Annotated in this window: 14 protein-coding genes; 11 read left to right on the forward strand and 3 right to left on the reverse strand. The window is 41.4% G+C overall.

Annotation, left to right across the window (positions count from 1 at the left end; translation table 11 throughout):
* Nucleotides 1–225: 225 nt before the first annotated feature.
* Entirely contained in the window at nt 226–663 is a 438-nt protein-coding gene (locus B3139_RS17250; protein ID WP_293884784.1) for a winged helix-turn-helix transcriptional regulator, read from the forward strand.
* Between the two features lie 74 nt (nt 664–737).
* Here the strand turns inward: B3139_RS17250 and B3139_RS17255 are convergent, their stop codons facing one another.
* Nucleotides 738–1,127, reverse strand: coding sequence for a response regulator (locus B3139_RS17255; protein WP_293884785.1), 390 nt, complete (start codon nt 1,125–1,127; stop codon nt 738–740).
* 110 nt (nt 1,128–1,237) lie between these two features.
* On the reverse strand, nt 1,238–5,308 hold the full coding sequence (locus B3139_RS17260; RefSeq protein WP_293884786.1) for a hybrid sensor histidine kinase/response regulator transcription factor: 4,071 nt from the start codon (nt 5,306–5,308) through the stop codon (nt 1,238–1,240).
* Between the two features lie 377 nt (nt 5,309–5,685).
* Here B3139_RS17260 and B3139_RS17265 point away from each other — a divergent pair, with 377 nt between their 5' ends.
* From B3139_RS17265 to B3139_RS17305, 9 genes are all read left to right on the forward strand, one after another.
* A complete protein-coding gene (locus B3139_RS17265; RefSeq protein WP_293884787.1) occupies nt 5,686–6,801 on the forward strand; it encodes a glycoside hydrolase family 88 protein in 1,116 nt (371 codons plus the stop codon).
* 7 nt (nt 6,802–6,808) lie between these two features.
* Nucleotides 6,809–8,056, forward strand: coding sequence for a DUF2264 domain-containing protein (locus B3139_RS17270; protein WP_293884788.1), 1,248 nt, complete (start codon nt 6,809–6,811; stop codon nt 8,054–8,056).
* Between the two features lie 14 nt (nt 8,057–8,070).
* Complete coding sequence (locus B3139_RS17275) at nt 8,071–9,408, forward strand: BNR repeat-containing protein (protein ID WP_293884789.1); 1,338 nt, start codon at nt 8,071–8,073, stop codon at nt 9,406–9,408.
* A 14-nt stretch (nt 9,409–9,422) separates the two neighbouring features.
* Nucleotides 9,423–11,429 carry a DUF2264 domain-containing protein gene (locus tag B3139_RS17280; RefSeq protein WP_293884790.1) on the forward strand — a complete coding sequence of 669 codons (2,007 nt, stop codon included), beginning with the start codon at nt 9,423–9,425 and terminating at the stop codon, nt 11,427–11,429.
* Nucleotides 11,430–11,890: 461 nt separating this feature from the next.
* Complete coding sequence (locus B3139_RS17285) at nt 11,891–12,262, forward strand: carboxypeptidase-like regulatory domain-containing protein (RefSeq protein ID WP_293884791.1); 372 nt, start codon at nt 11,891–11,893, stop codon at nt 12,260–12,262.
* Entirely contained in the window at nt 12,259–14,898 is a 2,640-nt protein-coding gene (locus B3139_RS17290) for a SusC/RagA family TonB-linked outer membrane protein (protein WP_293885076.1), read from the forward strand. The genes B3139_RS17285 and B3139_RS17290 overlap by 4 nt, the downstream gene beginning before the upstream one ends.
* Nucleotides 14,899–14,937: 39 nt before the next feature.
* A complete protein-coding gene (locus tag B3139_RS17295; protein ID WP_293884792.1) occupies nt 14,938–16,650 on the forward strand; it encodes a RagB/SusD family nutrient uptake outer membrane protein in 1,713 nt (570 codons plus the stop codon).
* A gap of 128 nt (nt 16,651–16,778) precedes the next feature.
* Nucleotides 16,779–17,705, forward strand: a complete 927-nt coding sequence (locus B3139_RS17300; protein WP_293884793.1) for a 2-hydroxyacid dehydrogenase — start codon at nt 16,779–16,781, stop codon at nt 17,703–17,705.
* A 150-nt stretch (nt 17,706–17,855) separates the two neighbouring features.
* Nucleotides 17,856–19,922 (forward strand): M48 family metallopeptidase, encoded by a 2,067-nt coding sequence (locus B3139_RS17305; protein WP_293884794.1) that lies wholly within the window; start codon nt 17,856–17,858, stop codon nt 19,920–19,922.
* A gap of 95 nt (nt 19,923–20,017) precedes the next feature.
* Here the strand turns inward: B3139_RS17305 and B3139_RS17310 are convergent, their stop codons facing one another.
* Nucleotides 20,018–20,515 (reverse strand): DinB family protein, encoded by a 498-nt coding sequence (locus B3139_RS17310; RefSeq protein WP_209577969.1) that lies wholly within the window; start codon nt 20,513–20,515, stop codon nt 20,018–20,020.
* 304 nt (nt 20,516–20,819) lie between these two features.
* Between B3139_RS17310 and B3139_RS17315 the strand changes: the two genes are divergently transcribed.
* A complete protein-coding gene (locus tag B3139_RS17315; RefSeq protein WP_293884795.1) occupies nt 20,820–26,819 on the forward strand; it encodes an alpha-2-macroglobulin family protein in 6,000 nt (1,999 codons plus the stop codon).
* Nucleotides 26,820–26,839: the final 20 nt, after the last annotated feature.

Below are 26,839 nucleotides of genomic sequence, written 5' to 3' on the forward strand. Positions count from 1 at the left end.
TATATACGATTTAAACTTTGACAGCATCAACGCTGCCAATCTGAGCTTTTGATGCTGCTGGTACAAAGGTAGAATATAGATAGTTTATTTTTGGTATTAGTTTCCTTAAGGAAACTACTTTCCAAAAAGATAGTGCCTTATCACTTTATAAATCTGTATTTTTGTTGGAAATTTAGGTCAACGAAACGGAGACGCTCTAGTCAACTGATCTAAGAATGATCGTCTATGGAATTAAAAATACCACTGGCGGCCGGCAATAGAAGAATAAAAAATAGTGAAATGAAAAAGGAAGCAACTTTAACGTCGTCGGGTGTATGTAAAACGCGCATGTTAGCCATCAATGATAGCATGGAAATTTTGGCAGGAAAATGGAAATTCCATATCATCGGTACATTATTGTTAGTGGAGAAATTACGTTTTATGGAACTATTGCGCGAAGTAGATGGGATTGGAGCCAAAATGTTATCTAAGGAACTTCAGGATCTGGAAATGAATCAATTGATCAGAAGAACGGTGCTCAACACAAAGCCTTTGACTGTTGAATACGAATTGACTGAATGTGGTAAAACTTTGGGACCCATCATCGACGAAATTGCCAAATGGGGGATTACCTACCGCAGCAAGCTGCACACAAAACAGGAGGATGTTGTGTCTGAAATTTAGTGCTTGAAATCAAAACCGCGATAGAAATGTGCTTTTTTAAAGAAAACTGCTGCCGGATAAGCGCATACTAAAGTCTACAGGCATGTTCTAAGCGGGGAAGGGTTTTCAAGCAGTTCAGCTATGCGATTTTCTAGGTCTTCTAGATCGAAAGGCTTGGCAAGGTAGCTATCGGCTCCAGCCCGCTGTGCAAGCGTTTCAATATCGGTATTTGCAGATAGATAAATCACCGGGATATCTCGATATAAAGGATGATTTTTGAGTAGCCTGGTGGCTTCAACACCGCCTATTTTTGGAATCCAATTGTCCATCAGAATTAAATCTGGACGTACTTCCTCCACTTTTTCAATGATGTCATGAGAGGTTTGTGAAACGGCTATATTATAACCATTTGTTTCAAGAATTATTGTACATATTTCAAGGACATGCTTATCATCGTCCAACATCAGTATAGTTTTGCTTCCCATGGTATCGCTTAAAAAAGTGGTGCTAAATTAAATAAAAAGCGTTAGGGAAAGCATAGGGTAAAATACCGATTCGAATAAGTAGAAATGCGTATTTTAGCATAATTTGTAACTTAAAGCGATTCTAAGGTTGCCCATTTTGCTGCTGCATTTTTTTGAAATTCACTTGGAGTTAGCCCAAATGCTGCTTTAAAGCAGGTGGCAAAATAGCGGGGATCTGAGAAGCCTGTTTCAAAGGCGACTTCACTAACAGCAATGGATCGGTCTTTTTCCATGATCTGACACGCATGTTTTAGCCGTATATTTTTAATAAATTCACTGGGAGATACATTCAGCAGGACTTTGGTCTTTCGATATAGCGTTGATTTGGATAGGCCCAATATATCTCCCAGCTTGATCACGTCAAATTGATCGTCGGCAAGATGTTCTTCGACAACTTGAATCATCTTCTGAACAAATTTTTCATCTAAAGGTGTATGATCGAGTGTCGAAATATTAATTTGCGTGTTATGCTGAAAAACGAGTTGACGACAACGTTTATTAATAATAAAACTTTGGATTTTGGCTTCCAGAACCTTAATCTCAAAAGGCTTACTAATGTAACCGTCTGCGCCAGCTTGATAGCATTCTATACGATCTTCAATACTATTTTTGGCAGTCAGTAGCAAAATAGGGATATGATTGAACTCTGCATTGGATTTGATCGTCTTGCATAACTGGAGTCCATCGAGTTCAGGCATCATAATATCGCTCACAATGATATCTATTTCAGTATGTTCGAGCACTTCCAGACCTTTTAGTCCATTGTGCGCAATATGTACCTGATAATTTTGAGCTAAAATTCGCGCCATAGTCGAACGAAGTTCTTCATTGTCTTCCACCAACAGGAGGTTGAGCTTGGATTGTGTTGCATTTTTGGGTGTGCTATCATCAACGGTATTCGATTCCATAATGGTAGCCTTAATTTCTTCAACAAAGGGTTGTTCCATGACAGCGATCCCTTGGTTATGGTAATACAATTTATCTACCGGAACCGTGATTTGGAAGTTACTTCCGATATGGCGTTGGCTTTCTACATGAATTTTGCCATGATGCGCCTCTATCAGCTGTTTGGTCACGGATAGTCCTATACCATTACTTTCAAGATGTTTTGTGGACGTATTGGTGTAGAAAGCTGTGAAAATTTTCTCCATGTCTTCAGGATAAATTCCTATACCAGTATCGCGAACATAGATGAATAGTCTGTTGCAGCCCATGCTTTCCTCTACATGATAGGAGAGTGTAATCTTTCCACCTTGCTCCGTATATTTAAATGCATTGGATAAGAGATTGAACAAAATTTTGTCAATTTTGTCAACGTCATAGAAAAGGATTTCAGGACAGTCTCCATGCTGAATTTCAAAGTCGATTTTTTTCTTTTTGGCAATGGGGCCAAAATGCATGTCACCCAATTGGGTAACAAAAGAAGGGAAATTAGACGCGCTGATTTGCAGTTTCATGCTGTTATTTTCCATTCTTCGGAAGTCTAGGATTTGTTGGAGCAGCCGTTTTAGACGACTGAGGTTAAGACGCATTTTATCGAATTGTTCCAAATTATTCTTTGTAGTCATCTGCACATCGTCAACTAAACAAGAGATAATTGTAAGAGGCGTCAGCAGGTCGTGTGAAATATTGGTAAAATAACTGAGCTTGGACTGCGCAAGTTCTTTCGTCTTCTCCTTTTCGATCTGCGCTATCTTTAAATCACCGCTCAATTTAAGACGTTTGACAGAATAGCTAATAAAAAAGAAAGCAATGCCGGTAAACGCACAGGCGTATAGAAAATACGCTAAATTGCTCTCATAGAAGGCAGGCTTTTTTATGATTTCAATTTGAGTAGAAGCTGTATTCCACTGATTGTACAAATCGGTTGACTTGACTAAAAACCTGTACTTTCCTTTACTTAAATTGTTGTATGTCGCAAAAATACGATCTCGCGGAGCGTAGATCCATTCTTTATCTACCCCTTCTAATTTATAAGCATAACGTATTTTTCCTTTCTGGCTAAAAGGTAGGGCTGAAAACGATATTTCGATATTTTGGTCTTGGGGATTCAGTGTTAAACTAGCAATATCATCGCTAAATAGCTCCTTTTCTGATTCCAAAACAATGGATCTATTGTTTATTTTTATATCTGAAATAAGGACTTTTTCGTTAAAATCCGGTAAGATGCTGTGATCATCCAGTTGAACAATTCCATTGTACCCGCCAAAGTAAATGGTATTGGAGCTCCTGTCTACAGCAAAAGCCCGTTTTGAGAACATGTTGACTTGGAGGCTGTCAGCTGTAGAAAACTCACTTATATGCTTGTTCGCCTGGTTGATCTTGTATAAATTCCGTGTCGTAGACAGCCAGGTGTAGCGATCGAGACAGACAACATCGAGCAGTTGGTTTTTCTCAAATAATGTACTGTTGGCGATTTCTGATACTTTTTGGCCTGCGAGTTGATAATTCAGTAACCTATTATCTTTGGTGCCAATCCACAGATTACCGGCCCGATCAGCATCCATCGTTTCAATCTGATCCGTTCGTAATCCTGGCGTCTCCTTTCCAATGTGTCTGATTATGGACTGTAAATTGCGGTTATCGATACAATAGATTCCGTTTTCTTTGGTTGCGATCCAGATAAGGTTTCCCTTCCCTTGGGCAATCGCTACGGGCTGATCCTTTATCTTAGCAATCATCGTGATAGGTTCCGATTCCGACTTTTTTAGGAGGAGGCCCTGCGTCGTTGCAATCCAGAGTCGTTTTTGCGAATCCGTAAAGAAAAATGAAGGTTTACCTGGATGTCTGATCTGTTGAACTAAATCGATCTTCCGTAAGAATTTGATCGTATTGTTTTTCTTCTGAAAAACATTGATCGAAGCTTCATAGGCAGAGCCGACCCACAGTTCCTGTCCAAAATCTGTGGCACAGGTAACAGCACGGATCGAAATTAGATCCCTGAAATTGGAATTGCTGTATGTATTGAGCTGATTTGTTTTAGGAGATAGGCTACCAAATCCAAAACGTTCCAGATTGAACCAAAAGATTCCGGTTTGATCGCGATAGAGCATATTTAGATTTGGGGAAATACTATATAATGCCTTAATCTGTTTGAAACTATAGTTTTTAACGATTGGTTTGTCAAAGCTAAACATGAACACCCCTTTACCACCTACAGCGAGCCATAATGTGCCGTGTTTATCTTGGTAGATATCATTAAAAATATTTGTCGTGTTGTTGAAGTGGCTCGAAAGATCAATTTCTTGTAATTGACCATTTCGATATTGAAGTGTCGATATGCCCGAGAAAGACAACACCCAAATATAATGGCGGCTTCGATCCTGAAGAATGTTGTAGAAAAGATCCTCTTTACCGCCATGTCGGCGCTTATTTTTTATTTCAATTTCTCTGTAGGGATTAGTCGCCTGCAGCGGGTCGAATAAATAAATTCCATCTCCCCAGGTGCATATCCATAGTTGTCCATGGTCGTCTTCCATGAGTTTGAACGGATTGTTGCGTTGGCCTAGTCTAGGATAAGACTTTAATTTGTTGTTACCCTGACTTAACATAAATAAGCCGTCTCCCCAGACACCCAGCCAAATCCGAGCCTGGCTATCCTGAAAGATCGTATTAACGGTTTTGCCTCGCATGCTATTATTTAGAATAGAAGCACTTTGGGCGTTTGTCAAAGGCTTCAATGTGCTATCATAGATATAAATACCATCATCTGTTCCAATCCAAAGCCGTTTTGAACCGTCAACCAACAGGGTATTGACGCGAATGTTGGCTACCCGTGGATCATTCAGTGGGACAACCTTATAATTTCGCTTATCTAAAACATAAACACCTTTTTCTCCCCCTAAAATTAGTTTATTTTCGAATTCTATAAGCGTACGGATCGCTTGTTGACTGGTGGCTTTTCCGGCGGCATCCTTCAATTTAAAATTGAGGATATTATAAGCATCATAACGACTTAAACCCTGTGTGGAGGCATACCAGATGTATCCCTCCCGATCCTGTATCGTCTGATTGATCGTGAGGGAGGGAAGCTCATAATTTTTTGTTACGGGATCAAGCCCCATCTGTTGGCTATAAACAACAGTAGTCAAGGATAGATATAGATGCAAAAATGCAATAATCTGCCGAATACGTGCGCTCATCTTGATAATCTTTTAATCCACCTCTTTCAACATCCAGTTTAGTTAGCATTCTTATCCATCAATAGCTGCTGTGCTTCATTGACCGAAGCGGCTGGCAGTATGTCCTTTCACTCCTAGATAGCTGTGTCACTGGGCGAATAGCGGGAATCCAACTGAAAATTTTTAGGTTTATATGGATTAAAGATACAAATGTTTTTTAAATAAGTGTATATTGTACGTTTATTGAATCTGAAGTTACTCTACACGATTTTTAGACCTTCTAGACACAAAATGATCCCATTTTCGGTCATGATTAGTCTTTATTCAAACATCTACAAAATCGATTTGTGGTAGCTTTGTTTATCCCGGTTGGGGATCAAATTTATAAATCTCAAGACATGCGTATCAACTTTATTTTATGCCTATTACTTATAGGGCATTTTTCTTTTGGACAGAAACTAAAAAAAGAAGTTGTCCTTTCTCAACTCAAAAGTGCAAACGATTATTGGCAATCTCATCACAAGCCACAAGTTTGGGCATTTTGGGATCAGGCAGCTTACCATACTGGAAATATGGAATTCTATAAGATTTCCAATTCAAAAAGTGATCTGAAATATTCTGAGGACTGGGCCAAATTCAATGATTGGAAAGGTGCGAAATCAACCAACAAACAAGAGTGGAAATATAGTTATGGTGAAACGGATGATTATGTTCTTTTTGGAGATTGGCAGATTTGTTTCCAGACCTATATTGATCTTTATAATTTTTCACCAAGTCCCGAAAAGATAGCGCGTGCTAAAGAAGTTATGGACTATCAGATTCATACACCCAATACAGATTATTGGTGGTGGGCTGATGGTTTGTATATGGTCATGCCGGTGATGACCAAGATGTATAAATTGACGCAAGATCCACGCTATCTTGATAAAATGTATACCTATTTGCGCTACGCAGATAGTATTATGTTCGATCAGGATGAGCATTTATATTATCGCGATGCCAAATATGTCTATCCCAAACACCAGAGTCTCCACGGCAAGAAGGATTTTTGGGCGCGGGGTGATGGTTGGGTGTTTGCAGCCTTGGCAAAGGTTCTGCAAGATTTACCCAAAGCGGATAAGCATTACCATTATTACCATGAAAGGTTCAAAAAAATGGCACATGCAATCGTGAGCTGCCAGCAAGAGGAAGGGTTTTGGACGCGAAGTATGCTAGATCCTGAACATGCTCCTGGGCGGGAGACAAGCGGTACAGCTTTTTTTACCTATGGTTTACTTTGGGGGCTCAACCAGGGAATACTTATTGATCCGAAGTTTTCTAAAGCGGCGCTTAAGGGATGGAACTACCTCAGTGAAATTTCACTCCAAGCTGACGGAAGAATTGGATATGTACAGCCTATCGGTGAGAAAGCTATTCCCGGACAGGTTGTGGATGCGAATTCTACTGCTCCATTTGGTGTCGGTGCATTCTTATTGGCCGGAACAGAGATGTACCGTTATCTGAATAAAAAATAAGTGATGTATGAAGATGATAAATCAAGTTGTATTTTTCTTCCTTTTGCTGTGGGCAGGTCAATCTGTTCAGGGGCAAACTGTAAAAAAAACGTCTACTGTGCCTGATGAGGCAAGTAGAACGTTCTGGCTCCAAGAAATGGATCGCATGCTGCGGCCCGTATTAAGGAGTTTAGCACATGACAGTCTTCGATTAAATATGCCTCAGATGACATCCACGCAGGTGGATAACAGAGCGCATCGGATTAAAGTGCAGTACGTTGAGGTATTGGGGAGGGTATTGTCGGGTATTGGTCCGTGGCTTTCATTGGATGGAGGGTCCAAAGCAGAAAGAAACCTCCGCGATCAATATAGAGCATGGACTGTTCAGGGACTAAAAAATGCGTTAGATAGTAATGCGCAAGATTTTATGCGTTTTGATCTGGGCGGACAACAGCTTGTAGATGCATCTTTCATTGCTTTAGGTTTTATCCGGAGTCCATGGCTGTGGGATCACATTGATGAGCAAACTAGAAAAAATTTGATTGCATCGATCAAGATAACGCGTCAATTTCGGCCTGCCTATTCGAATTGGCTGCTATTTTCGGCGATGAACGAAGCTTTTTTAGCTCAATATTCTACCGATTGGGATGTAATGCGTGTGGACTATGCCCTGCAGCAGTTAGAGCAATGGTATGTCGGAGATGGTATGTATATGGATGGTCCGCATTATGCTTTTGATTACTACAATAGTTATGTCATTCATCCTTTTTTGGCAGGCATCATGGACATTATTCAATTGAAGACCAAACATTACGATAGCATGTTTGCTAAAATCAGCCTTCGTAATGAGCGATATGCCATCATCCAAGAGCGCTTAATCAATGCAGATGGTAGTTTTCCACCAACAGGAAGATCCGTAATTTATCGTGCTGCAGCCTTTCATCACTTAGCGGACATGGCGTTCAAGAAACGACTTCCTCAAGAACTGACCAATGGGCAGGTTCGGGGTGCGCTGTCTGCTGTGTTGAAAAAGACAACAGAAAATCCAGGTACCTACCAAAATGGCTGGTTGACATTGGGCCTGTATGGTAGCCAGCCTGGCTTGGCAGATTCGTATAATAATCAGGGTAGCCCTTATCTCTGTTCGGTTATTTTCTTGCCTTTAGGCTTGTCTGATGAGGATCCTTTCTGGACAAGTGAAGTTGAGGACTGGAGTGCCAAGCGAATTTGGTCGGGACAGGATTGGAGTAAGGACTATAGTAAAGCTATTCACTAAGATAGTGGCTGTGAATGAAAAGATATCGGATTCAAATATGTAGAATAGGAATGATGTGCGCTTCATTCCTCTTGATTCTTTGTGCAGTGCAAGGACAAGAAATTAAGGAAACAATAGCCGGAAACGGATGGGCTAAGAATACGGTCAACACCGCTGTATTTCGGAAAAATTCCCTAACCAGCAACGGCAAATATCAATATATAGCCTATTACGATGGACAGGGATATGTTGTATTAGGGCGACGCCTACTATCCGGTAAGCTTTGGCAGCTCCGTCGCTCAGGTTATACCGGCAATGCCAAAGATGCGCATAACGTGATCAGCATCATGGTGGATCAGGAAGGATATCTGCATGTGTGCTGGGATCAGCATAATAGTCGATTGCGCTATGCGCGATCTATCCATCCGAATAGTCTTGTACTCGGTGAAGAGCAGATTATGGTCGGTCACAATGAAAGCCGGGTGACTTATCCTGAATTCTTAAAACTGCCCAATGGTGAGCTGTTATTTCTATATCGGGATGGTGGATCCGGGAATGGCAACCTTGTGGTGAATACGTACGATAGTAAACAGCAGCAATGGAAACGTATCCATAGCAATTTGATTGATGGGGAGGGAAAGAGAAATGCTTATTGGCAAAGTTATGTCGATAACCACGGAACGATACACCTCTCTTGGGTTTGGCGTGAAAGTCCAAATGTAGCGAGCAATCATGATATGGCTTATGCTTGTTCAAAGGATGGCGGATTAACATGGGAGCGAAGCGACGGAATAAGATATGACCTGCCCATGAAAGCATCTACGGCAGAGTATGCTGCCCGGATTCCGGAACGGCACGAATTAATCAATCAAACATCAATCGCTGCTGACGATAGTGGGAATCCTTTCATTGCTACTTACTGGCGTGCTCCAGCATCGGACATTCCGCAATATAAAGTTATTTATTTACAGGATGGTCAATGGAAGGTTCGATCTTTTGATTTTAGAGAAACCCCATTTAGCTTAAGTGGTGGTGGTACAAAGGAGATTCCTATTGCAAGACCACAGCTATTGGTTCGGGGTAAGGATAAGAAGATTGCATTAACATTGATCTTTCGTGATCAGGAAAGGGGCAGCCGGCCTTCGATTTTGACGTTACAGGGTATGCAGCAAGAATCGCCGAGGATTACTGATCTTTGTCAAGAATCTGTAGGAGCGTGGGAACCAAATTACGATACTGAGTTGTGGCGAAAGAAACGGAAAATTGCGCTATTCGTACAGGCTACGGTACAAAAAGATGGGGAGGGGTTAGCAGAAACGGATCCGACAGCAGTAAAAGTGCTGGAATGGCGCGACAAAGGGAGAAGAAAATGATAACATTAAGCAATATGAAAATAAAACAGGGCCTACTTAGACTGCTGGTGTTTAGCTGCGTTTTTCTTGGATTCGCAGCAACTGCTCTGAGCCAGAATAGTTCAGTTTTCGAACTGAAAAATCCAGATTTTAAAAAAAGTCCTTACACTGGACTAACACGCCAACATTGGATGGATGCTGCATCCTATCTGTTGGAAGGGGCATTTTCTGTCGTTAGCGACTTAAATAGCCCGATGTTATTTCCCAAGCAGCCTGGACGTAGCTACCCTAGAGATGGCGTGCACAATGAAACAGAACGATTAGAGGGGCTTTGCCGTACGCTTTTCATCGCTGTGCCGCTTTTAAAGAAAAATGCCGACTACGAGATCCGAGGTATTCGCGTAGCAGATTATTATAGGCATCAACTGGAACTGCTATTACATAAGGGCTCCGAAAGCTATATTGCCCCACTTCCAGAAAAAGGCGGGCCGAGTCAAAAGCTGGTCGAATTTGGAGGTTTGGCTGTGGCGCTAATGGCAGCGCCTGAAGTGCTTTGGGATCCGTTGCCACAACATACTAAAAATGAACTCGCACAAACCATGCTGAGTTATGGTAATGGACCAACGATACAGATGAATTGGCGATTTTTCAATATTATGATTTTAAGCTTTTTTAAAAGTAGAGGTTACCCCGTTCGGGAGGATTACCTGAAGGATTTATTGGACAAATGTCTTCAAGATTATAGGAGCGACGGCTGGTATAATGACAGTCCTTACTACGATTACTACAGTATGTGGGCTTTTCAGCTGTATGGATCGCTTTGGGCCGCTAATTATGGTGCGACGATGTACCCTGAACTTGCTGCAAAATTCAAATCGAATTTGCATGATGTGGTGAAAAGTTATCCCTATTTATTTAGCCGTAATGGTGAAATGATTATGTGGGGCCGTAGTATTTCGTATCGTATGGGGGCCGCAGTACCCTTTCCATTATTGGGGTTATTGGATGATCCTTCCATCAATTACGGTTGGATGCGGAGAATTGCTTCGGGTACTTTGTTGCAATTTTTAGAGCATCCCGATTTTCTTTCGGATGGTATTCCCAACCTAGGCTTTTATGGCGCTTTTGATCCTGCGGTACAGGAGTATAGTTGCCGGGGAAGTGCATATTGGCTGGGGAAATTCTTTTTAGGTCTATTGGTTCCGGAAAATAGCAGTTTTTGGACTGCTTCAGAAAATCAGGGTGCCTGGAATCGTCAGATTCCAAATGCGAAGGTGCTGAATACCTATATAGAGGGGGCACAAATGTTGATCACTGATTATAATAGCATCGGTGCCTCCGAAATCCGATCTTGGAATACCAGTAGGGACATCGGCTACTATCAAGGGACGGAAAATTACAATAAGCTTTCCTATAATAGTGCTTTTCCTTGGCAGGCCGATGGGAAGAACGGGGAAATTTCAATGAATTATACTTTTCAGACCCAACCTGCCAAGTGGGAATCACTTCGGATGTATCAATTTAGCGGGTACGAGGAGGGAGTTTATCGCCGTACGGCGACCTTGGCTTCGGACACGAGTATACATCTATTCTTGGCAGAACGGACAATAGCAAATGGAATTTTGAGATGTGATCAATTACTTTCCGAAAAGCCTTTGGCCTTGCGGCTGGGGCATTATGCCCTCCCAAAATGGAAGGATCATCCTATCCATTCAGAAAAAATGGAGTATAACGGTAATGAGGCGATGATTTTAGATAATGGGCAATACCAATTGGCTATGGTAAGGCTCATGGGTTGGGAGGGAATGGAAAGCTTAAGTTGCCGAGGACTTCATCCTGTAGCGCAAGAGAGTGCTGTATTGAATTGTTTTGTAGGTGGAAAAAAGCCGCTAGGACAATGGTATGTCACCTTGCAGCTGTGGAAGAAATCGGGAGAAAAATGGACAAATGAAGAGCTTTTTCCGCAAGTGAAAGCAACGGATAAGAAAGTGGAGATTCGCTGGCGTAACGGAGAGAACTACATCTTTCCTACGCGCATTTAACAAACAGTAGTTAAAAAGTGTACAAGGGTTGCCAAAAAAATGGCAACCTTTTTTTATGGTCTAATAAGGCCACTCTTATCGCCTGTGTTTCCGATTGCCGTGGCTTTTTAAGCCTGGCTGATTAGGCTATCGCATCGTAATTGAATTGGTTTATCGTTGTTGAATGTCGATTTTTCAGCATTTTGAAGCGAATTTCAACTCAATTGAACTAAAATCAAACACCAAAATCTCGCTTCAGAGCTACTTTTGTCTTGGGTCCAAAACAATGTTGGACGAATTATTCACTTGTTTCTTTCAAAAGTTAGCGCACTATTTTTCGCAGGAAACAAGGACACCAATTATAAACGACAGGCTATGAATTCAACTTGAGAAGAGTATCCATTGGACATTCTGGCATTGCTGGGTTGATTCCAGAAGCACGTAGAATATGAAAAACTAACCAAATCATTTATTAATAAATTATGTTAAAACATTATTATAACCGATATTCAAAAAAGGGCATTTTATTGAACAGCCTTTTTCTGATAGCCCTATCCAGTTACGGGCAAAGTGCAAATGTGAAAGGGGTTGTTAAAGATACCTCGGGCAAGGGAATTGCAGGTGTTACGATTCGCGTAAAAGGCGGTGCGGAAACTGTGCAAACGAATGGACAGGGGAATTTTTCAATTCAGGCATCCCCAGGTAGCACCTTGATCATCACCTCCGTTGGTTTTAAGGAGAAGCAAATCACCATAGGGCAGCAGGCCAATCTGGACGTTGCACTTGTACCTGCAGAAAATGTTCTGGAAGAGCTTGTGGTGGTGGCTATGGTAGTCAGAAACGATCGGATATAACCGGTTCGGTCGCTTCAGTTCCTAAAGACCGTCTATCAAAGATCCCTGTGAACAACGTCATGCAGGCCATTCAGGGTGCGGTGTCTAACGTGACGGTATCCCAGGCATCATCAATTCCTGGTGATGCGCCTTCGGTGCAGGTAAGAGGAAGAAACTCAATTAATGCAAATTCCCAACCTTACATTGTGGTAGATGGAATACCATTGTCTCGTACGGATGGCTCTATTAATGACATCAATCCCAATGATATTGAATCTGTCGAAATCCTGAAAGATCCTTCCGCTGTGGCTATTTATGGTGTAAATGGTTCGAACGGTGTGATATTGATTACTACAAAGAGAGGAACAACCGGTAAACCGTCCATTCGGTACAGTGGCTATGGCGGGGTAGAAAATATAGCGCACATCCTCGAACCTGTTTCTGGCGAGGAACTGTTAAAGCGTTATGCGGAATATGCCCGTATCACCAACACGAGTTTGTACAATGGCGGTCCGGTGCGCAATCAATACGAGTATGAAAATTATAAAAATGGCGTAACGACGGATTGGCTGGATGCGGTGATGCAGACTGGCGTCATACAAAACCACAACGTCAGTTTATCGGGCGGTAGTGAAAATGCCAAATATTTTGTGTCGGGCGATTATTTAAATGAAAAAGGAGTTTTGTTGGGTTACAATTACAAGCGTTACTCGTTCCGAACAAATACCGATTTTAAGGCCACCAAATACCTTTCGGTGGGTACGTCCTCCTTTATCGTTGCACACAATAGAGATGGCGGCCGGGCTAATTTGTTGCAAGCTGCGGCAATGAGTCCCTACGCGAGAATGTATAATGAGGATGGCTCTTTAACACAATACCCGATGTATTCTGAGCAACTGTGGTCCAATCCTTTGTTGCCAACAACTTTAGATCCACAGCGCCGGCAATTTAACATTAGCCTGAACGGCTATGCCGATTTGAATTTTGGTGAATTGTACAAGCCATTAGCAGGGTTGAAATATAAGTTGAATGCAGGTTATTCCTTTGTGCCGGTTAGAAACAATGAATACGAAGGTGAGTCGGTATATAATTTTGCTGGTCTTGGACGCATAACCAATAATGAAACACAGACTTATACCTTAGAAAATATATTGACCTACACCAAGAACTTTGGTAAGCACCATATTGACTTCACTGGACTATATGCGGCAAAAAGCAAATATTGGCAACAGGCAATTGCAACGGGCGAGATATTTCCCAATGATGCACTTGGTTGGGGAAATCTGGGTGCGGCGTCAACACAAAAGGTTTCTTCGAAGGCAGATTTATATCGTTCAATATCACAAATGGGCCGTTTAAATTATGCGTATGATAGTCGTTATATGCTGACCTTGACCGTTCGACGGGATGGTGCATCCGTTTTTGGCAGAAACAACAAGTATGGTACTTTTCCATCCGCAGCAGCAGCGTGGAATTTGCATAACGAATCCTTTATGCAAAATGCCAAACAGATTGTCAATAATTTAAAATGGCGTATTTCTTATGGTCTCTCGGGTAATGAGGCAATCGATATTTATCAGACTCAGTTTTTAATGAATTCGTATCCTATAGCGATGAATGGCTTGTCAAATACGGCCTTAACGATCCGAACCTTGATGGGTAATGATAATCTGCAATGGGAAAAAACAAAGGGCTTCAATACAGGGGTTGACTTTGGATTATTCAATAATCGGGTCTCAGGTAGTATTGACGTATACAAATCCAATACTTACGATATGCTATTAAAACAGCTTTTACCAAAGTTAACTGGATTTGCGGATGTATTTTCCAATATGGGCAAGATGCAGAACACAGGTGTTGATCTGACTTTAAATACCAAAAATATTGTAAAGGATCAATTTAACTGGTCGAGTACACTGGTTTTTTCCCGTAATAAAAATAAGATCACGGAAGTATATGGCAACGGGAAAGACGACTTGGGCAATAGGTGGTTTATTGGACAGCCCATAGGAGTCATCTATGATTATACGAAAGTGGGTATCTGGCAGGCGGATGAGATTGCATCTGGAGCGAACAAGGGGTGGGATGATGCTGCGCAAGCGGGCGACCTTAAATTGGCCGATCTAAATGCCGATGGAAAGATTGATGACGGTGATCGATCTGTTCTTGGGCAGACAGCACCGAAATGGACGGCAGGTTTAACCAATACGTTTACTTATAAAGCATTCACCTTAAATGTTTTTATCAATACTGTACAAGGTGCATTGCGTAATAATCCGCAAATTGGCGCCGCCTCGGACGAGATGGGACGTCGAAGCACGCCTGCGGCCCTTGGATATTGGACGCCGGAAAACAAAAGTAATGAATGGCGTTCGCTGGGGAATCATTCCAATGTTCATGGATATGGATTCCCTTCCAATGCCAGTTTCACCCGTTTGAAAGATTTAACCTTAAGTTATACAATGCCACAACCACTTGTGGAAAAAATTGGTGTTCAGGGGCTGACAGTATATGCGAGCGGTCGAAATCTGTATACCTGGACCAATTGGCTGGGCTGGGATCCGGAGGCTCGGGATATCGGACGCGGTTCTACAGATGACAATATCAACTATCCAATGGTGAGGACGTATGTTTTAGGCATTAACCTTAGTTTTTAATGCTTAGACATTTATTTTTCAAAAATCAATTACATACACATGAAAAAGACGATTAACAATTATACCACCTTATTTTCCATATTGGCTTTGTTATCCGTAGGAGCCAGCTCTTGTGGTAAAGGCTATTTGGACGAGAAACCCTATTCTAATTACGATGCAACGAATGTTGATCCGACGACAGTGGAGAACAGGTTGCTGGGCTTACATTATAACTTTGCCCAGCTTTGGGGCTACAGTGGCAGGCAAGGATTTCTTTCCTGTTGGCAGATCGGGACAGATATTACGAGTGCTGGATCGACAGAGGGCGTTGAGAATCCTTTTTACCAATATGCCGATCTCAATTCAGAAAATGGCGGCGTAAGTTTCTTGTGGGAAAAATGCTATGCATTTATTAATAATGCCAACCTCATCATTGATGGAGTAGGCGATAGCAATCCGAAGGCCACTGCAGAAGCACGATTTTTTCGCGCATACGCCTATAATATGCTTGTTACATTGTGGGGAGATGTACCTCTGTTGACCAGCTCCATTAAAGTGCCTTCATTTAATTATACACGAACCGCTGTTGCTGAAATTGACAAGGTTATCGCCGATGATTTGAATTATGCGGTTAAAGAACTTCCTGATCTTGCTACAGCGAGTACAGCTAGCCGAATCAATAAAGATATGGCGAGACAGCTCGCTGCAGAAGCTTTTTTACGTATTGGTATGCGTGACGCAAGCTATTTTGCACAAGCTGAAACGATGGCAACCGCTATTATCAATGGTGGTAACTATAAGTTGATTGAGGCACGTTATGGAAAATACCTGGCCGAAGGTGGTGATTACTTTAGGGATATGTTTCGCCAGGGAAATATGCGACGCAGGCAGGGAAACACCGAGGCCATCTGGACTTTTGAGTTGGAGTATAATCGTGAAGTTAATGGCGGCACGACCGATAGTCCACAACAACGCAGGGTATGGCAGCCGGCTTACCATAAATGGGATGGTATGGTCAATGCTGATTCGCTGGGTGGTAGAGGAAATGGCCGTTTACGGTTGAGTAATTTTATGAAATATACGGTATGGAAAGGGCTGAAAGGCGATATCCGCAATAGCAATTTTAATATACGGAGGACAACCAATTATAATCGTCCAAATTTTACTGCAGAAATTGGTGTTGATGCGGATGGTTATCGGGTTGCAAAAGGTGCAGGAACTAAAAACATCGTCATCAAAACCGGAGATAAGGTCGTTCCTTTCCGTACCGATAGTTTGGAAGTCTGGTATCCATTTCCAACCAAATGGGGTGGTTATGATCCACTCGATGATTTTGGCTATGCGCTGGTGAAAGATTGGCCAGTCATGAGATTTGGGGAAACCTATTTGCTGCGTGCAGAAGCTCGGTTGCGGCAGGGAAATGCAGCCGGTGCCGCAGAGGATATCAATAAGCTGCGTGATCGCTCATTTAAAGCAGCACGTGCGGAGTCTGGTAATAATCAGTTAGGCAAAGTGGCCTCAAGTGATCTAACGGTAGATTTTATCTTAGATGAACGCGCCAGAGAACTGATTTCAGAAGAGAACCGTCGGATGACTTTAGTTCGAACCAATAAATTGAAAGAGCGGATTTTACGCAATGGGGATGCAGGACCTGCAAATAAGATAACAACTGGTTTTCAAGATTATAACGCTTTGTTACCTATTCCCTTAAGTGAAATTCAGCTGAACAATAAAGACGGTGACAACCTGAAACAAAATATAGGTTATAAATAGTATTTTTTTGCGGATTAAACGTTTATTGTGGGGGGGGAAAGCCCCTATTTGCAGGCAATGGGCTGATTAGAGAATCAGCCCATTGCTTTTTTTAGGATTAATGCTATTTTCGTATAAACAAAAAAGATATGAGTATAGCGTTAATCCTCAATCGAAGCAGGGCTGAGGAATGGAAGGTCGAAATCAATACGTATTTGCCGGAAGTGAAAGTGGAGATCTTCCCTGATATTGAAAATTATAGCGAGGTTGAATTTGCTCTTTGCTGGAAGCCTGAGGCGGATTATTATACTTATTTTCCCAATCTAAAAGTTATACAGTCTGGGGGTGCCGGAATAGATCACCTATTCCCCCAAAATATTCCATCTCATCTCCATATTTGTCGGATTATTGATCCCATGTTGAAAAGCGATATGTTTGAGCATGTTTTGACCTGTGTAATGCATTCGATGAAGAACTTTTCGACGTATATCGATGAAAAAGAAAATAGACATTGGCGTCCCTTGTTGTATAAATCAATTGGAGAAACTACTATAACGGTATTAGGATTAGGTGAGATTGGGGGGTATGTGGCTGAGCAGTTGTTGCGGTTGGGTTTCCAGGTGAAAGGGTGGTCAAACTCTACAAAGGATTTTCCCGGAGTAACGTCGCTTACAGGAGCGGCAGGACTGGGTTTGGCGGTAGAAAATGCGGATTTTATCGTCAATATTTTACCATTAACCGATGCTACTCACGGTATTTTGGATCGTAATCTTTTTAATTTGTGCGCCAAAGGAACTGTCCTTGTAAATGTTGGCCGAGGTGACCATCTCGTGGAGAATGACTTGTTGCATGCAATTGCCGAGAAAAACATTGCTGAAGCTTATCTTGATGTATTTCATCAAGAGCCATTGCCGCAAGATCATCCGTTTTGGGACTGCCCCGCTATTATTATAACCCCACATGTTGCGAGTAGAACAAATATAGGCTCGTCAGTCTTACAGGTGGTGGATAATTATTGCAGAATGGCTGATGGGCGACCTTTGCTCAATGAAGTTTCTTTGGAAAAAGGTTATTAGAAATTTGAGCTTTAAGCAAGTTCTGCGATAGCAAGCTTGGTCGAGATTTGGTGGAATACATGGGCGATCTGATTTCTGATGATTTAATAGGCAAATGGATTTTATTTTTTATATTTATATAGTTAATTAACCTTGCACTATTAACAATTTATGAACGTACAAGTATCTACAAACTTTAGAAAACATGCGCGCAAAACAATCTTATCTATTGTCGTTTTTGCCGTCTGCTATATTGCCCTTTTGCTATTGTCAATAGGTATAACGGTTGGTTTTACCTTATTGGGGGGATTGATTTTTATTGCCAAACCTATATTTTTAACTGCAGTATTATGTTTGGGACTATTCGCTTCAGGTTTGACTATACTCTACTTTTTACTAAAATTTATTTTTGCGTCGACAAAAGTGGATACGGGGCATCTCACGCAGATAGCTGAACACGACGAACCACAATTATTTGCACTCATTCATACGGTGGTAAAAGAGGTTCACACCAGCTTTCCGAAGAAGGTGTTTTTGGCGCATGATGTGAATGCTTCTGTTTTTTATGACTCTAGTTTCTGGAGTATGTTTTTGCCTATTCGCAAAAACCTGCAGATTGGCGTAGGATTGGTCAATGCCGTTACGCAACAGGAATTGAAGGCTATTCTTGCCCATGAATTTGGTCACTTTTCACAGAGAAGCATGAAAGTTGGAAGTTATGTCTATCATGTCAATCAAATCATTTACAATATGCTTTATAAGAATGAATCGCTTAATAGTATGTTTGAAAAATGGGGGAATATCAGTGGATACTCGGGTATTTTTATTGGCATATCTGTTTTTATCATTCGACAGATTCAGAACATCTTGAAGCATCTTTATGAATATGTCAATATCAATTATTTGGCATTATCTAGAGAGATGGAATTCCATGCAGATGAAATAGCTGCACATGTGGCAGGGTCTCAGGCATTGGCCGATTCCCTATTGAGATTGAGTTTTGCCAATCATGCACTGACAGTTGTGCTCAACTTTTATGATATCAAATTTTCTGAAAATATAAAGAGCAATAACATTTATCCCGAGCACAGCTGTGTCATGCAGATGTTTGCGGAAAGGAATAGGTATCAGATGCGGAACGGTCTGCCACAGATTGAAATGGCAACATTAAAAAAGTATGATAAATCAAAATTAAATCTTGAAAACCAATGGTCATCCCATCCTTCGGATGAAGATCGGGTAAAAGCATTACAGACACTCAATATTGTAAAACAGGAGACCAACAATGAGCCAGCTATTGCGTTGCTTTCTAATGATGCTGCAGTGGCTAATCAAATCTCTGATAAATTATTCTCGGCGATCCAGTATGAGCAGATACCATCACCTTTAGCCTTAACCGAATTTACGGAGGATTTTGAGAAGCGGATAGATCGGTACGCGTTTGATCAGAAATTCAATGACTTTTACGACTATACTCATCCCGTACGAAGTGGTGCGTCCCCGCTATCCCAAAAGCAGATCCAACCATCGTTTAAAGAACTATTTGCCGAAAATAGAGTTGAAGCGCTTTATGAACTCAATAGTCTGAAAAATGATCAATATGTAGTTGAAGCAATTAGTAAGGGTGAAATAAAGGTAAAAACGTTCGATTATGATGGTAAAAAATATAAAGTCTCAGATGCAATCGTATTACTCCAAAATATTACGGCTGACATCAGTAGTATGGAACAGAAAATTGCAGATTATCATCAGGAGATTCACTATTACTTTCAACAGCTCGCGGATGTTCAGGGAAAACGCTCAGAATTTGATGAAAAATATGAGGACTTTGTTGCGTTTAATAGCGATTACGAAGCTGGAGAAATCCAATATAATGAGATGGTAAAGAACACTGCCTTTTTATATCAGACGCTTCCTTTTTCCGATATTGAATCTAAAATAAGCGATCTTAAAAGAAGTGAAGAGAAATTTAAGAAGCATCTTGCGGTATTACTCGAACTTCCTGATAGCAAAAACAACTTAGAACAGGGTTTGTTCGATTCCTTAGTTAGCTATACAAACAGTGAACAGTTATATTTTTATGTAGATCGCTATAATGAGGAGAATTTAAAAATCCTGTTGAATGCCATTTCCATGTACAAGAATTTGTTGGAAGATAATCATTTTGCGAAGAAAAAGTGCTTGTTAGATTTTATGCTTGTGCTGGAAGAAAATAAGGGAAAGGATATGACAGTTTAAGTTTGCGCTTTAATGATCCGCTTTAAAATCGGATTTTTTTGAAGAAAACCTACACTTTCCTTCAAAAGTGTAGGTTGGGTCAACGCACTTTTGGCCTATAGATTCTGCGAATCCGCAGAGGGTCCATAACTCGCTGGTAAAGGAATATCGTTGAGCCTATAATACACGCCTAATTGTGCCCTGTGATGTGTAATCTGATTTAATGCGTGACGAATTGCCTCATATTTGCTCCAACTTGCCAATACATGGCCGTCATTTTTAATTGCCCAGCTTTCACTCAAGTCTTCCTCTTGCGCTTTTTCTAAGGCATTTATCCCAGCTTCATATGCTTCGTCCAATTTTTTTAAAAGATCTTCGGATGTCGATAGGCTTGTAGGGGCGTAAGGAACTTTGGCAAAATCAAGTTCTGAGGTTTTTAAAACTGTACTAGGCCATTCAAAAACCTCGACTATGTGCGTTGCTAAACGCATCATTTTCATACTTTTCTGATGTGGTGCATACTCATTCTTTCCAACCGGAAAAAGTGCGATAAAGTTTCTTGTAATTTGATACTCATTCGCTAACTCTGCTTTTAATTGTTGTAACGTATCCATTTTTTTATTATGATTTTAAATTTGATCCTACTTCCCACTGGGTTATGAACAAAGATAACTCCAATGAGTGACAAGAGTGTGTCAGCATAATCGCAGCCCCCGTTCGGGCGCTGTTGATTTTTCTTCAGACACTAAAGTTGCAGCTTCGATTAAAGAGCGGTTGATGTTGTATTTTTTCTTCATTTATGGAATAATGATATTCTCCGCATCCCTGCACAAAAGTTGAAGTACTGAATGAAAGAATCTAGTGCTTGGCTTTAGGTAATTTTATTTATTTTTAAAAGAATTTAGCCTGTATTTATACATGAAATGGAAATCAATTGTAGTATGCTTTTTAGCTGTGTTGTATGCTTCTGTACTTTTTGGACAATCGAGCTTATTCGATAGTCCACGCGGTTCTTCTGACTACTATATTTATAAGCTAAGCCCTGAGATTTTAAAAAAGATTCATTTGGATGGAATAAAATTCGATGAAGCTATGCTCAGCAATTTTGTTGTAAAATATAAGGTCGGAGACCCAAATCCGGTGTTACCACCTGGTAACTATGTACAGGTCCGCGCTAATGGAGCAGATCTCATGTATCGGGAGTTGATCAGCGATAACCTGTATGTCAAAATTATTCCTGCGAAAGCTTTTGCGATTTGTCTATACGATTCTTTGGGAACGATTATAGAAGACGCGCAAGTAAAAGTGAACGGACGTCGCATGTCACTCGATAAGAAGTTCCATTATTATAAAGCTGCCAACGCAAATAGTGACGATATCGTCAGTATTGAACATAAGGGTGTCTATCATTATCTGACTGTAGAACGGGGCTGGCCCCATAAAGATAAGGTGTCATTATGGAAAAAAATCAGCAACAGCTGGCTCAGAACTCGGTTTAAAATTCAGCGGATTTTTCATAAAAAAGAAACTGGTGGTACAGAAAGTTTTATGGTTTTTAATAAACCGATGTATAAACCAAATGAGCAAGTTAAATTTAAAGCGTATCTCGAGAAAACAAAATGGAAACCCAATCGCGATTCTATTGTCGTACGTCTATCGGGAGGATATGGTTATGCGAAGGATACCGTTTTGGCGCGCCTAGCGCCTTATCGTCCGGGCATGTATAACTTTGCATTTGATTTGAAGGGACTAGGCCTTATTCTGGATAGAAATTATTGGATTTCTTTGGAATCTCCAAAAACCAAACTAGTCTTGCATCGACAGCATTTCCGATACGAAGACTATGAACTAAAAAGCCTAAGTTTTACGATGACTTCTGAGAAGGCAGATTATGCCAAAGGAGACAGCGTGCGGCTGAAACTAAAAGCATTAAATGAAAATGAAATGCCCATATACGATGGGAAAGTCGATTTACAGGTGGTGGCTAGTCCGGTTTTGATGCATGATTTAAAAGCCAATAAGGTCAATTTTATTCCAGATACCTTATGGCAAACAAGTGTTTCGCTTGCAGATGTGGCAGAAAAGGAGATTGTATTACCGGATTCAATTTTTCCGCCTGACATTGGCATTTCCTTTCGCGTTATTGGTACTTATTTAAGTTCGGATAATGAAAGAATAGAGCGAAGCCTTGATCTCAATAGACTTAACCGCGAAAAGGAAATCCGTATTATTGTCAAAGATGGACATGCAGCGCTGAACTATGTTGAAAAGGGCATTGAGCAGCCAGCGTCTGCTGAGCTCAAGATATTAGGAGAACATGATGAAGTGCTGAAGGCTGAAAATGTAAGTTTACCTAATCTGGTTTCAATACCTTGGCAGGCCAAAGAAATTGTTGTTAAGTCGAATGGTTGTAGTAAAAGTGTTGATCTGGAGGACCAGCAGCAGGTACAACTGAATTACAAATTTTACCGCACTGCGGACTCGGTGCTATTGCATGTCGATAACCCGGCTAGGATTCCATTTTGGTATCAAGTTCATCGTGGTGGTCGTATGATTGCTGCGGGCTATGAAACCGAATTGAATCGTGCATTTTTAGCCGGTGGAAAAGAGGGGTATAGCCTGGAGATCACTTACCTTTTTGGAGGAAGATCTAAAGTTATTCGCGAGGAATTGCCCTATGTGGAGAAAAATTTGAATTTGGAAGTTAACACGGCTACCACAGTATATCCAGGACAGAAGGCTATGTTCGAACTTTCTGTTACGGATAAGGAGGGTAAACCCTTGAAAGATGTCGATATTACAGCCTATGGTTTTACCTCAAAGTTTAAGTCAGCCGCTGCGCCAACGATTACTGTCGGTGGTCTGATGCGCAGGGCGGAGATCAAGCAAAATCTTCATGTTAGTTTGGATGATGATGAAAAAGTTTATCAGGGAGCGCTGCAAGATTGGGTGAAATGGTCTAAAGTAATGCAGTTGGATACAATTCCCTTTTATCAATTCTTATATCCAGAGGTCTATTTTCAGGAGTCTCGTCCACTCGATGTTGTTAAGAGTCAGGTATCCCCTTACATCGTGGTAAACGGTGCTGTACAAGGGATTCATCTGGTTTGGATAGACGGTGTACTGCACTATGCGAAGCAAGATCAGCAAAATAATCCTACTATTTTTGAGGTTACTCCAGGGCAGCATGATTTTAGGTTTAGAACCAAGGATCGTGACATTCGGGTAGAGGGGTATTACGTGGAAAAGGGGAAAAAGGTGATTGTGTCCTTTAATGCTTCACGAGATACGATTGGTTTTGATTACCCCGACAAAACATGGAGAAAAGGCCATATTTCGGTTCTTCGATTGCCAAAAGAGCAACAGAGTAAGCTTTTCGATAAAGAAGTGGCCGAATTGAAGCGACAGTTGATCACCGTGACCAACAATTTTGGAGCCTGGCAATTACCCAATAGTAATGTGCTGATCGAGCGACCAGCATATATCCAAACAGCTGGAGATCTCTATTACCTCAATCCGGTACAGCGAACCGTTTACAATAATCGGTTGCGGACACAGGTCCCCGTTCCGCTGATGGCGGGGCCATTTCCAAGAACAGAAATGTACAATGGTGTGTCCAAAATAGGTACGCTTATGATGGATACATCGAAAATTGGCCGGTTTGAAATCGAGGGCGGCTATCAATATAGCATCTATAAAAACTATCAAAAGCAAAAAAGCTGGGATGGTAATCTTATCCGGCTGGATCTGTATGATTATAAACCAAGTTTAGATTTTCGGGAGAAAGTATGGTCGGTGGCGGATATCAAGGCAAATGTCGAGCAGCGTTTTAGGGAGACGATGCAAAACAGTACTGGACTTGCACAGTTTGCTACGGTGAAAAGAGAACGTGAAGATGCTGGTTTTAAACTTAATTTAATGTTGGGCAATGATGCTTCACAAAAAAGCATTCGACCTACATTGATCTTTATCGAGCCGACGAATGTCGAAGAGCGGATGTACTTTAGGCTCTTTTACGGTGGACATCGAACGTTTGAAGATCTTCCGGTCGGCGAGGTTACTTTGCATATTGTAAAGGATGATTCAACTTCCTTTAGTTTGCCAGTCGAGCTCAAAGCCCAGGGAATGAATTATTTGAAACTAGACGCTATCCAATGGACTAAGACATCCCAAGCAGCTCGGTTAGCTTACAAACTTGTACGCGATGAAATTATTGTACGTACCGTGGAGAATCCATTGCGGGATGCTATCCAGACTGGACAAGAAAACGATCTGCAGGGCTTAAAAATCGACCGGGAAGGTTTTAGCGCGAAAAGAAAGAATAATAAGGTCGCCAGGATCTTAGTTTATGATGGTGATACGCCATTAATTGGGGCTAAAGTGAGTGATCGGGATACGAAAAAGCAATACTTTACCAGTTTTGACGGTAGTTTGGAACTTGAGCTCTCCGATGACAAAAATACTGTACTTGAGATTGTTGCTTTAGGATACACTACATCTACGATTAAAGTCTCCAGTGGCAAAGATTATTTCGTGGAGTTAAAGCCAAGCGAAAATCAATTGGATGAAGTGGTCGTTATGGGATATGGCGTTCAAAAAAGGCAATCGTTGCGTGCGGCAGCGAAATCGATTGATGTCCGGATGGACGGCGTGACTACAGCTATGTTACAGGGCGCGGTAGCGGGAATTCGAATTCGTGGAGCTGCGAGCCCTTCCCCTAGCGATAAGCCGTTAATTTTGGTAGATGGGGTTCCTTTTGAGGGTGATATTTCAAGCATTGATCCTGCTAGCATCGCTTCATTTAATGTGATTAAAGACCAATCCATGCTTGCCTTGTATGGTGCTCGTGCTGCCAATGGTGTGGTGATGGTTCAGCTGAAAGCTGGAACTGCCGCATTATCGAAGGGCGTGGCGGATATGCCCTATTTGGAATCTGGAAATACGATGCGTGTGAACTTTAGTGATGATGCATTCTGGCAGCCAAAGCTCACTACCGATGTCCAGGGAAAAGCCAATTTTGAAGCGACCTATCCGGATGATATCACCAATTGGCGGACATTCTTTATAGCGAAGGGAGCGAAAAATTTTGCAGACAGCAAAGAATTAAGTATAAAATCGTTTAAGGCTGTTTCAGCACATTTGGCGACTCCGCGATTTGCCATCAGAGGTGATCAGTTTACAGCCATGGGGCGGGTTGTTAATTATCTTAGCGACAGCCTACAGCTCTTGCGTACCATCAATAATGGGCTAAAAACACAGGAGGCAAGGTTGAAAATTGCGAAGTCCTATCGGGATCCTATATCGGTTATTGCCGATAAGGGGGACAGCGTCCAACTTGCTTATTCGATCGGATTGTCCAACGGATATTTTGATGGTGAAAAGCGTAGCATTCCGATTTTTGAAAAGGGGCTTGAACAACATGAAGGAGATTTTAAAGTGCTCAATGGTACGGCAGAGTATGTGCTGAAAACTTCACCGTCGCTTGGTGAAGTAACCTTCCATGCTGAAGCAAATTCACTGGAATTTTTACAACGGGAAATCGAATTCATTGATCGTTACAAATTTCTATGCAATGAGCAGATGGCTTCCAAATTAAGTGCATTACTTTCGAAAAAGGAGCTAGCTAAATTAATCCGTAAACCTTTTACTGAGGATAAGAAAATAAAGGAGCTCCTGAAGGAGCTACAGAAAAACAAAAATTCCAATCAGGGCTGGGGCTGGTGGAACAAGAGTGAAACTGTGACTTGGATCAGCAACTATGTGGTCGGGGTACTGTTGGATGCCCGCGAAGCAGGATACCAGGTTGAAATTGATACGGAGATCTATGCAGAACGTGAAAAGACCCTATTGAAAAGCAGCTTGGCTTCGCTGGATCTTCTAGTGGATAAAAATAAGCTTCACGGGGCCAAAGAGAATTTGTTTAGCTCCTTGATATATCTGCTCCGGTTGGATCCTAAAACAGATTACAAAAGCTATTTCTTCGAAATTGATACTAAACTGAAAAGTAAAACCATTAAGGACAAACTGTTGAAATATCTATTGATCTCAAAACTGGGGCTTAAGGATTCACATGCGGCAGATACAGTGCTTAAATATTCCTCAAAGGCTATCTTAGGGGGACTATATTGGACTTCTGGAGCTACAACGAATCAGAAAGGGGGATTTTTTATGCGACCTACGGAAACCAATACCGAGAATACGCTGTTGGCTTATGGTGTCTTAAAATCAATTGGTGGTCATGATTCGGATTTAGAAAATATCCGTAATTACTTTTTTGCGCAGCGGCAGCAAAATCAATGGTATAATATCTACGAATCTTCCCGTATCATACGAAGCATTCTGCCTGATTTGCTAAAGGCGGGAGAAACTTTTCAACCACCAGTAATGATTGTCAATGGCAAACGTATCACGACATTTCCATATACGCAAAGCTTTAAGTCGGATGAAGAGATTAAAGTCAGGAAAGAAGGGACGGGTCCGGCTTTTGTGACAGCCTACCAAAATTTCTGGAATCCAGATCCTGCCGTAGAAAAGGAAAAGGGCCTCGCTGTGGCAACACGATTTAAGGACAATGGTGCTACGGTAGCGGCGCTCAAGGAAGGGAAGCCTGTAAAACTTGAAGCAAGCGTAACATTAACTGGTGAAGCGGAGTATGTGCAGATTGAAGTTCCGATACCGGCGGGATGTTCTTATGAAACCAAAACCAATGGATACTATCGAATCGAGGCGCATAGAGAGCATTTCAAGGATCGTGTTGTTATTTTCTGCAATAAATTAGGTAAAGGTACGCATACCTTTGAGATCGAGCTTTTACCTCGGTATAGCGGAACTTATACAGTTAACCCCGCGAAGGCTGAATTGATGTATTTCCCGATGTACTATGGGAACGAGAAAATGAAAGAAGTGGTAGTGGAATAAAGATATGACTTAGAAAAAAG

Source organism: Sphingobacterium sp. UBA1498 (genome assembly GCF_002325125.1).
Lineage (GTDB): Bacteria > Bacteroidota > Bacteroidia > Sphingobacteriales > Sphingobacteriaceae > Sphingobacterium.

What these genes read in the sequence shown, in the direction of transcription:
- B3139_RS17250 (WP_293884784.1), top strand. Translation starts at nt 226, where the DNA reads ATGGAATTAAAAATACCACTGGCGGCCGGCAATAGAAGAATAAAAAAT.
- B3139_RS17255 (WP_293884785.1), bottom strand. Translation starts at nt 1,127, where the DNA reads ATGGGAAGCAAAACTATACTGATGTTGGACGATGATAAGCATGTCCTT.
- B3139_RS17260 (WP_293884786.1), bottom strand. Translation starts at nt 5,308, where the DNA reads ATGAGCGCACGTATTCGGCAGATTATTGCATTTTTGCATCTATATCTA.
- B3139_RS17265 (WP_293884787.1), top strand. Translation starts at nt 5,686, where the DNA reads ATGCGTATCAACTTTATTTTATGCCTATTACTTATAGGGCATTTTTCT.
- B3139_RS17270 (WP_293884788.1), top strand. Translation starts at nt 6,809, where the DNA reads ATGAAGATGATAAATCAAGTTGTATTTTTCTTCCTTTTGCTGTGGGCA.
- B3139_RS17275 (WP_293884789.1), top strand. Translation starts at nt 8,071, where the DNA reads ATGAAAAGATATCGGATTCAAATATGTAGAATAGGAATGATGTGCGCT.
- B3139_RS17280 (WP_293884790.1), top strand. Translation starts at nt 9,423, where the DNA reads ATGAAAATAAAACAGGGCCTACTTAGACTGCTGGTGTTTAGCTGCGTT.
- B3139_RS17285 (WP_293884791.1), top strand. Translation starts at nt 11,891, where the DNA reads ATGTTAAAACATTATTATAACCGATATTCAAAAAAGGGCATTTTATTG.
- B3139_RS17295 (WP_293884792.1), top strand. Translation starts at nt 14,938, where the DNA reads ATGAAAAAGACGATTAACAATTATACCACCTTATTTTCCATATTGGCT.
- B3139_RS17300 (WP_293884793.1), top strand. Translation starts at nt 16,779, where the DNA reads ATGAGTATAGCGTTAATCCTCAATCGAAGCAGGGCTGAGGAATGGAAG.
- B3139_RS17305 (WP_293884794.1), top strand. Translation starts at nt 17,856, where the DNA reads ATGAACGTACAAGTATCTACAAACTTTAGAAAACATGCGCGCAAAACA.
- B3139_RS17310 (WP_209577969.1), bottom strand. Translation starts at nt 20,515, where the DNA reads ATGGATACGTTACAACAATTAAAAGCAGAGTTAGCGAATGAGTATCAA.
- B3139_RS17315 (WP_293884795.1), top strand. Translation starts at nt 20,820, where the DNA reads ATGAAATGGAAATCAATTGTAGTATGCTTTTTAGCTGTGTTGTATGCT.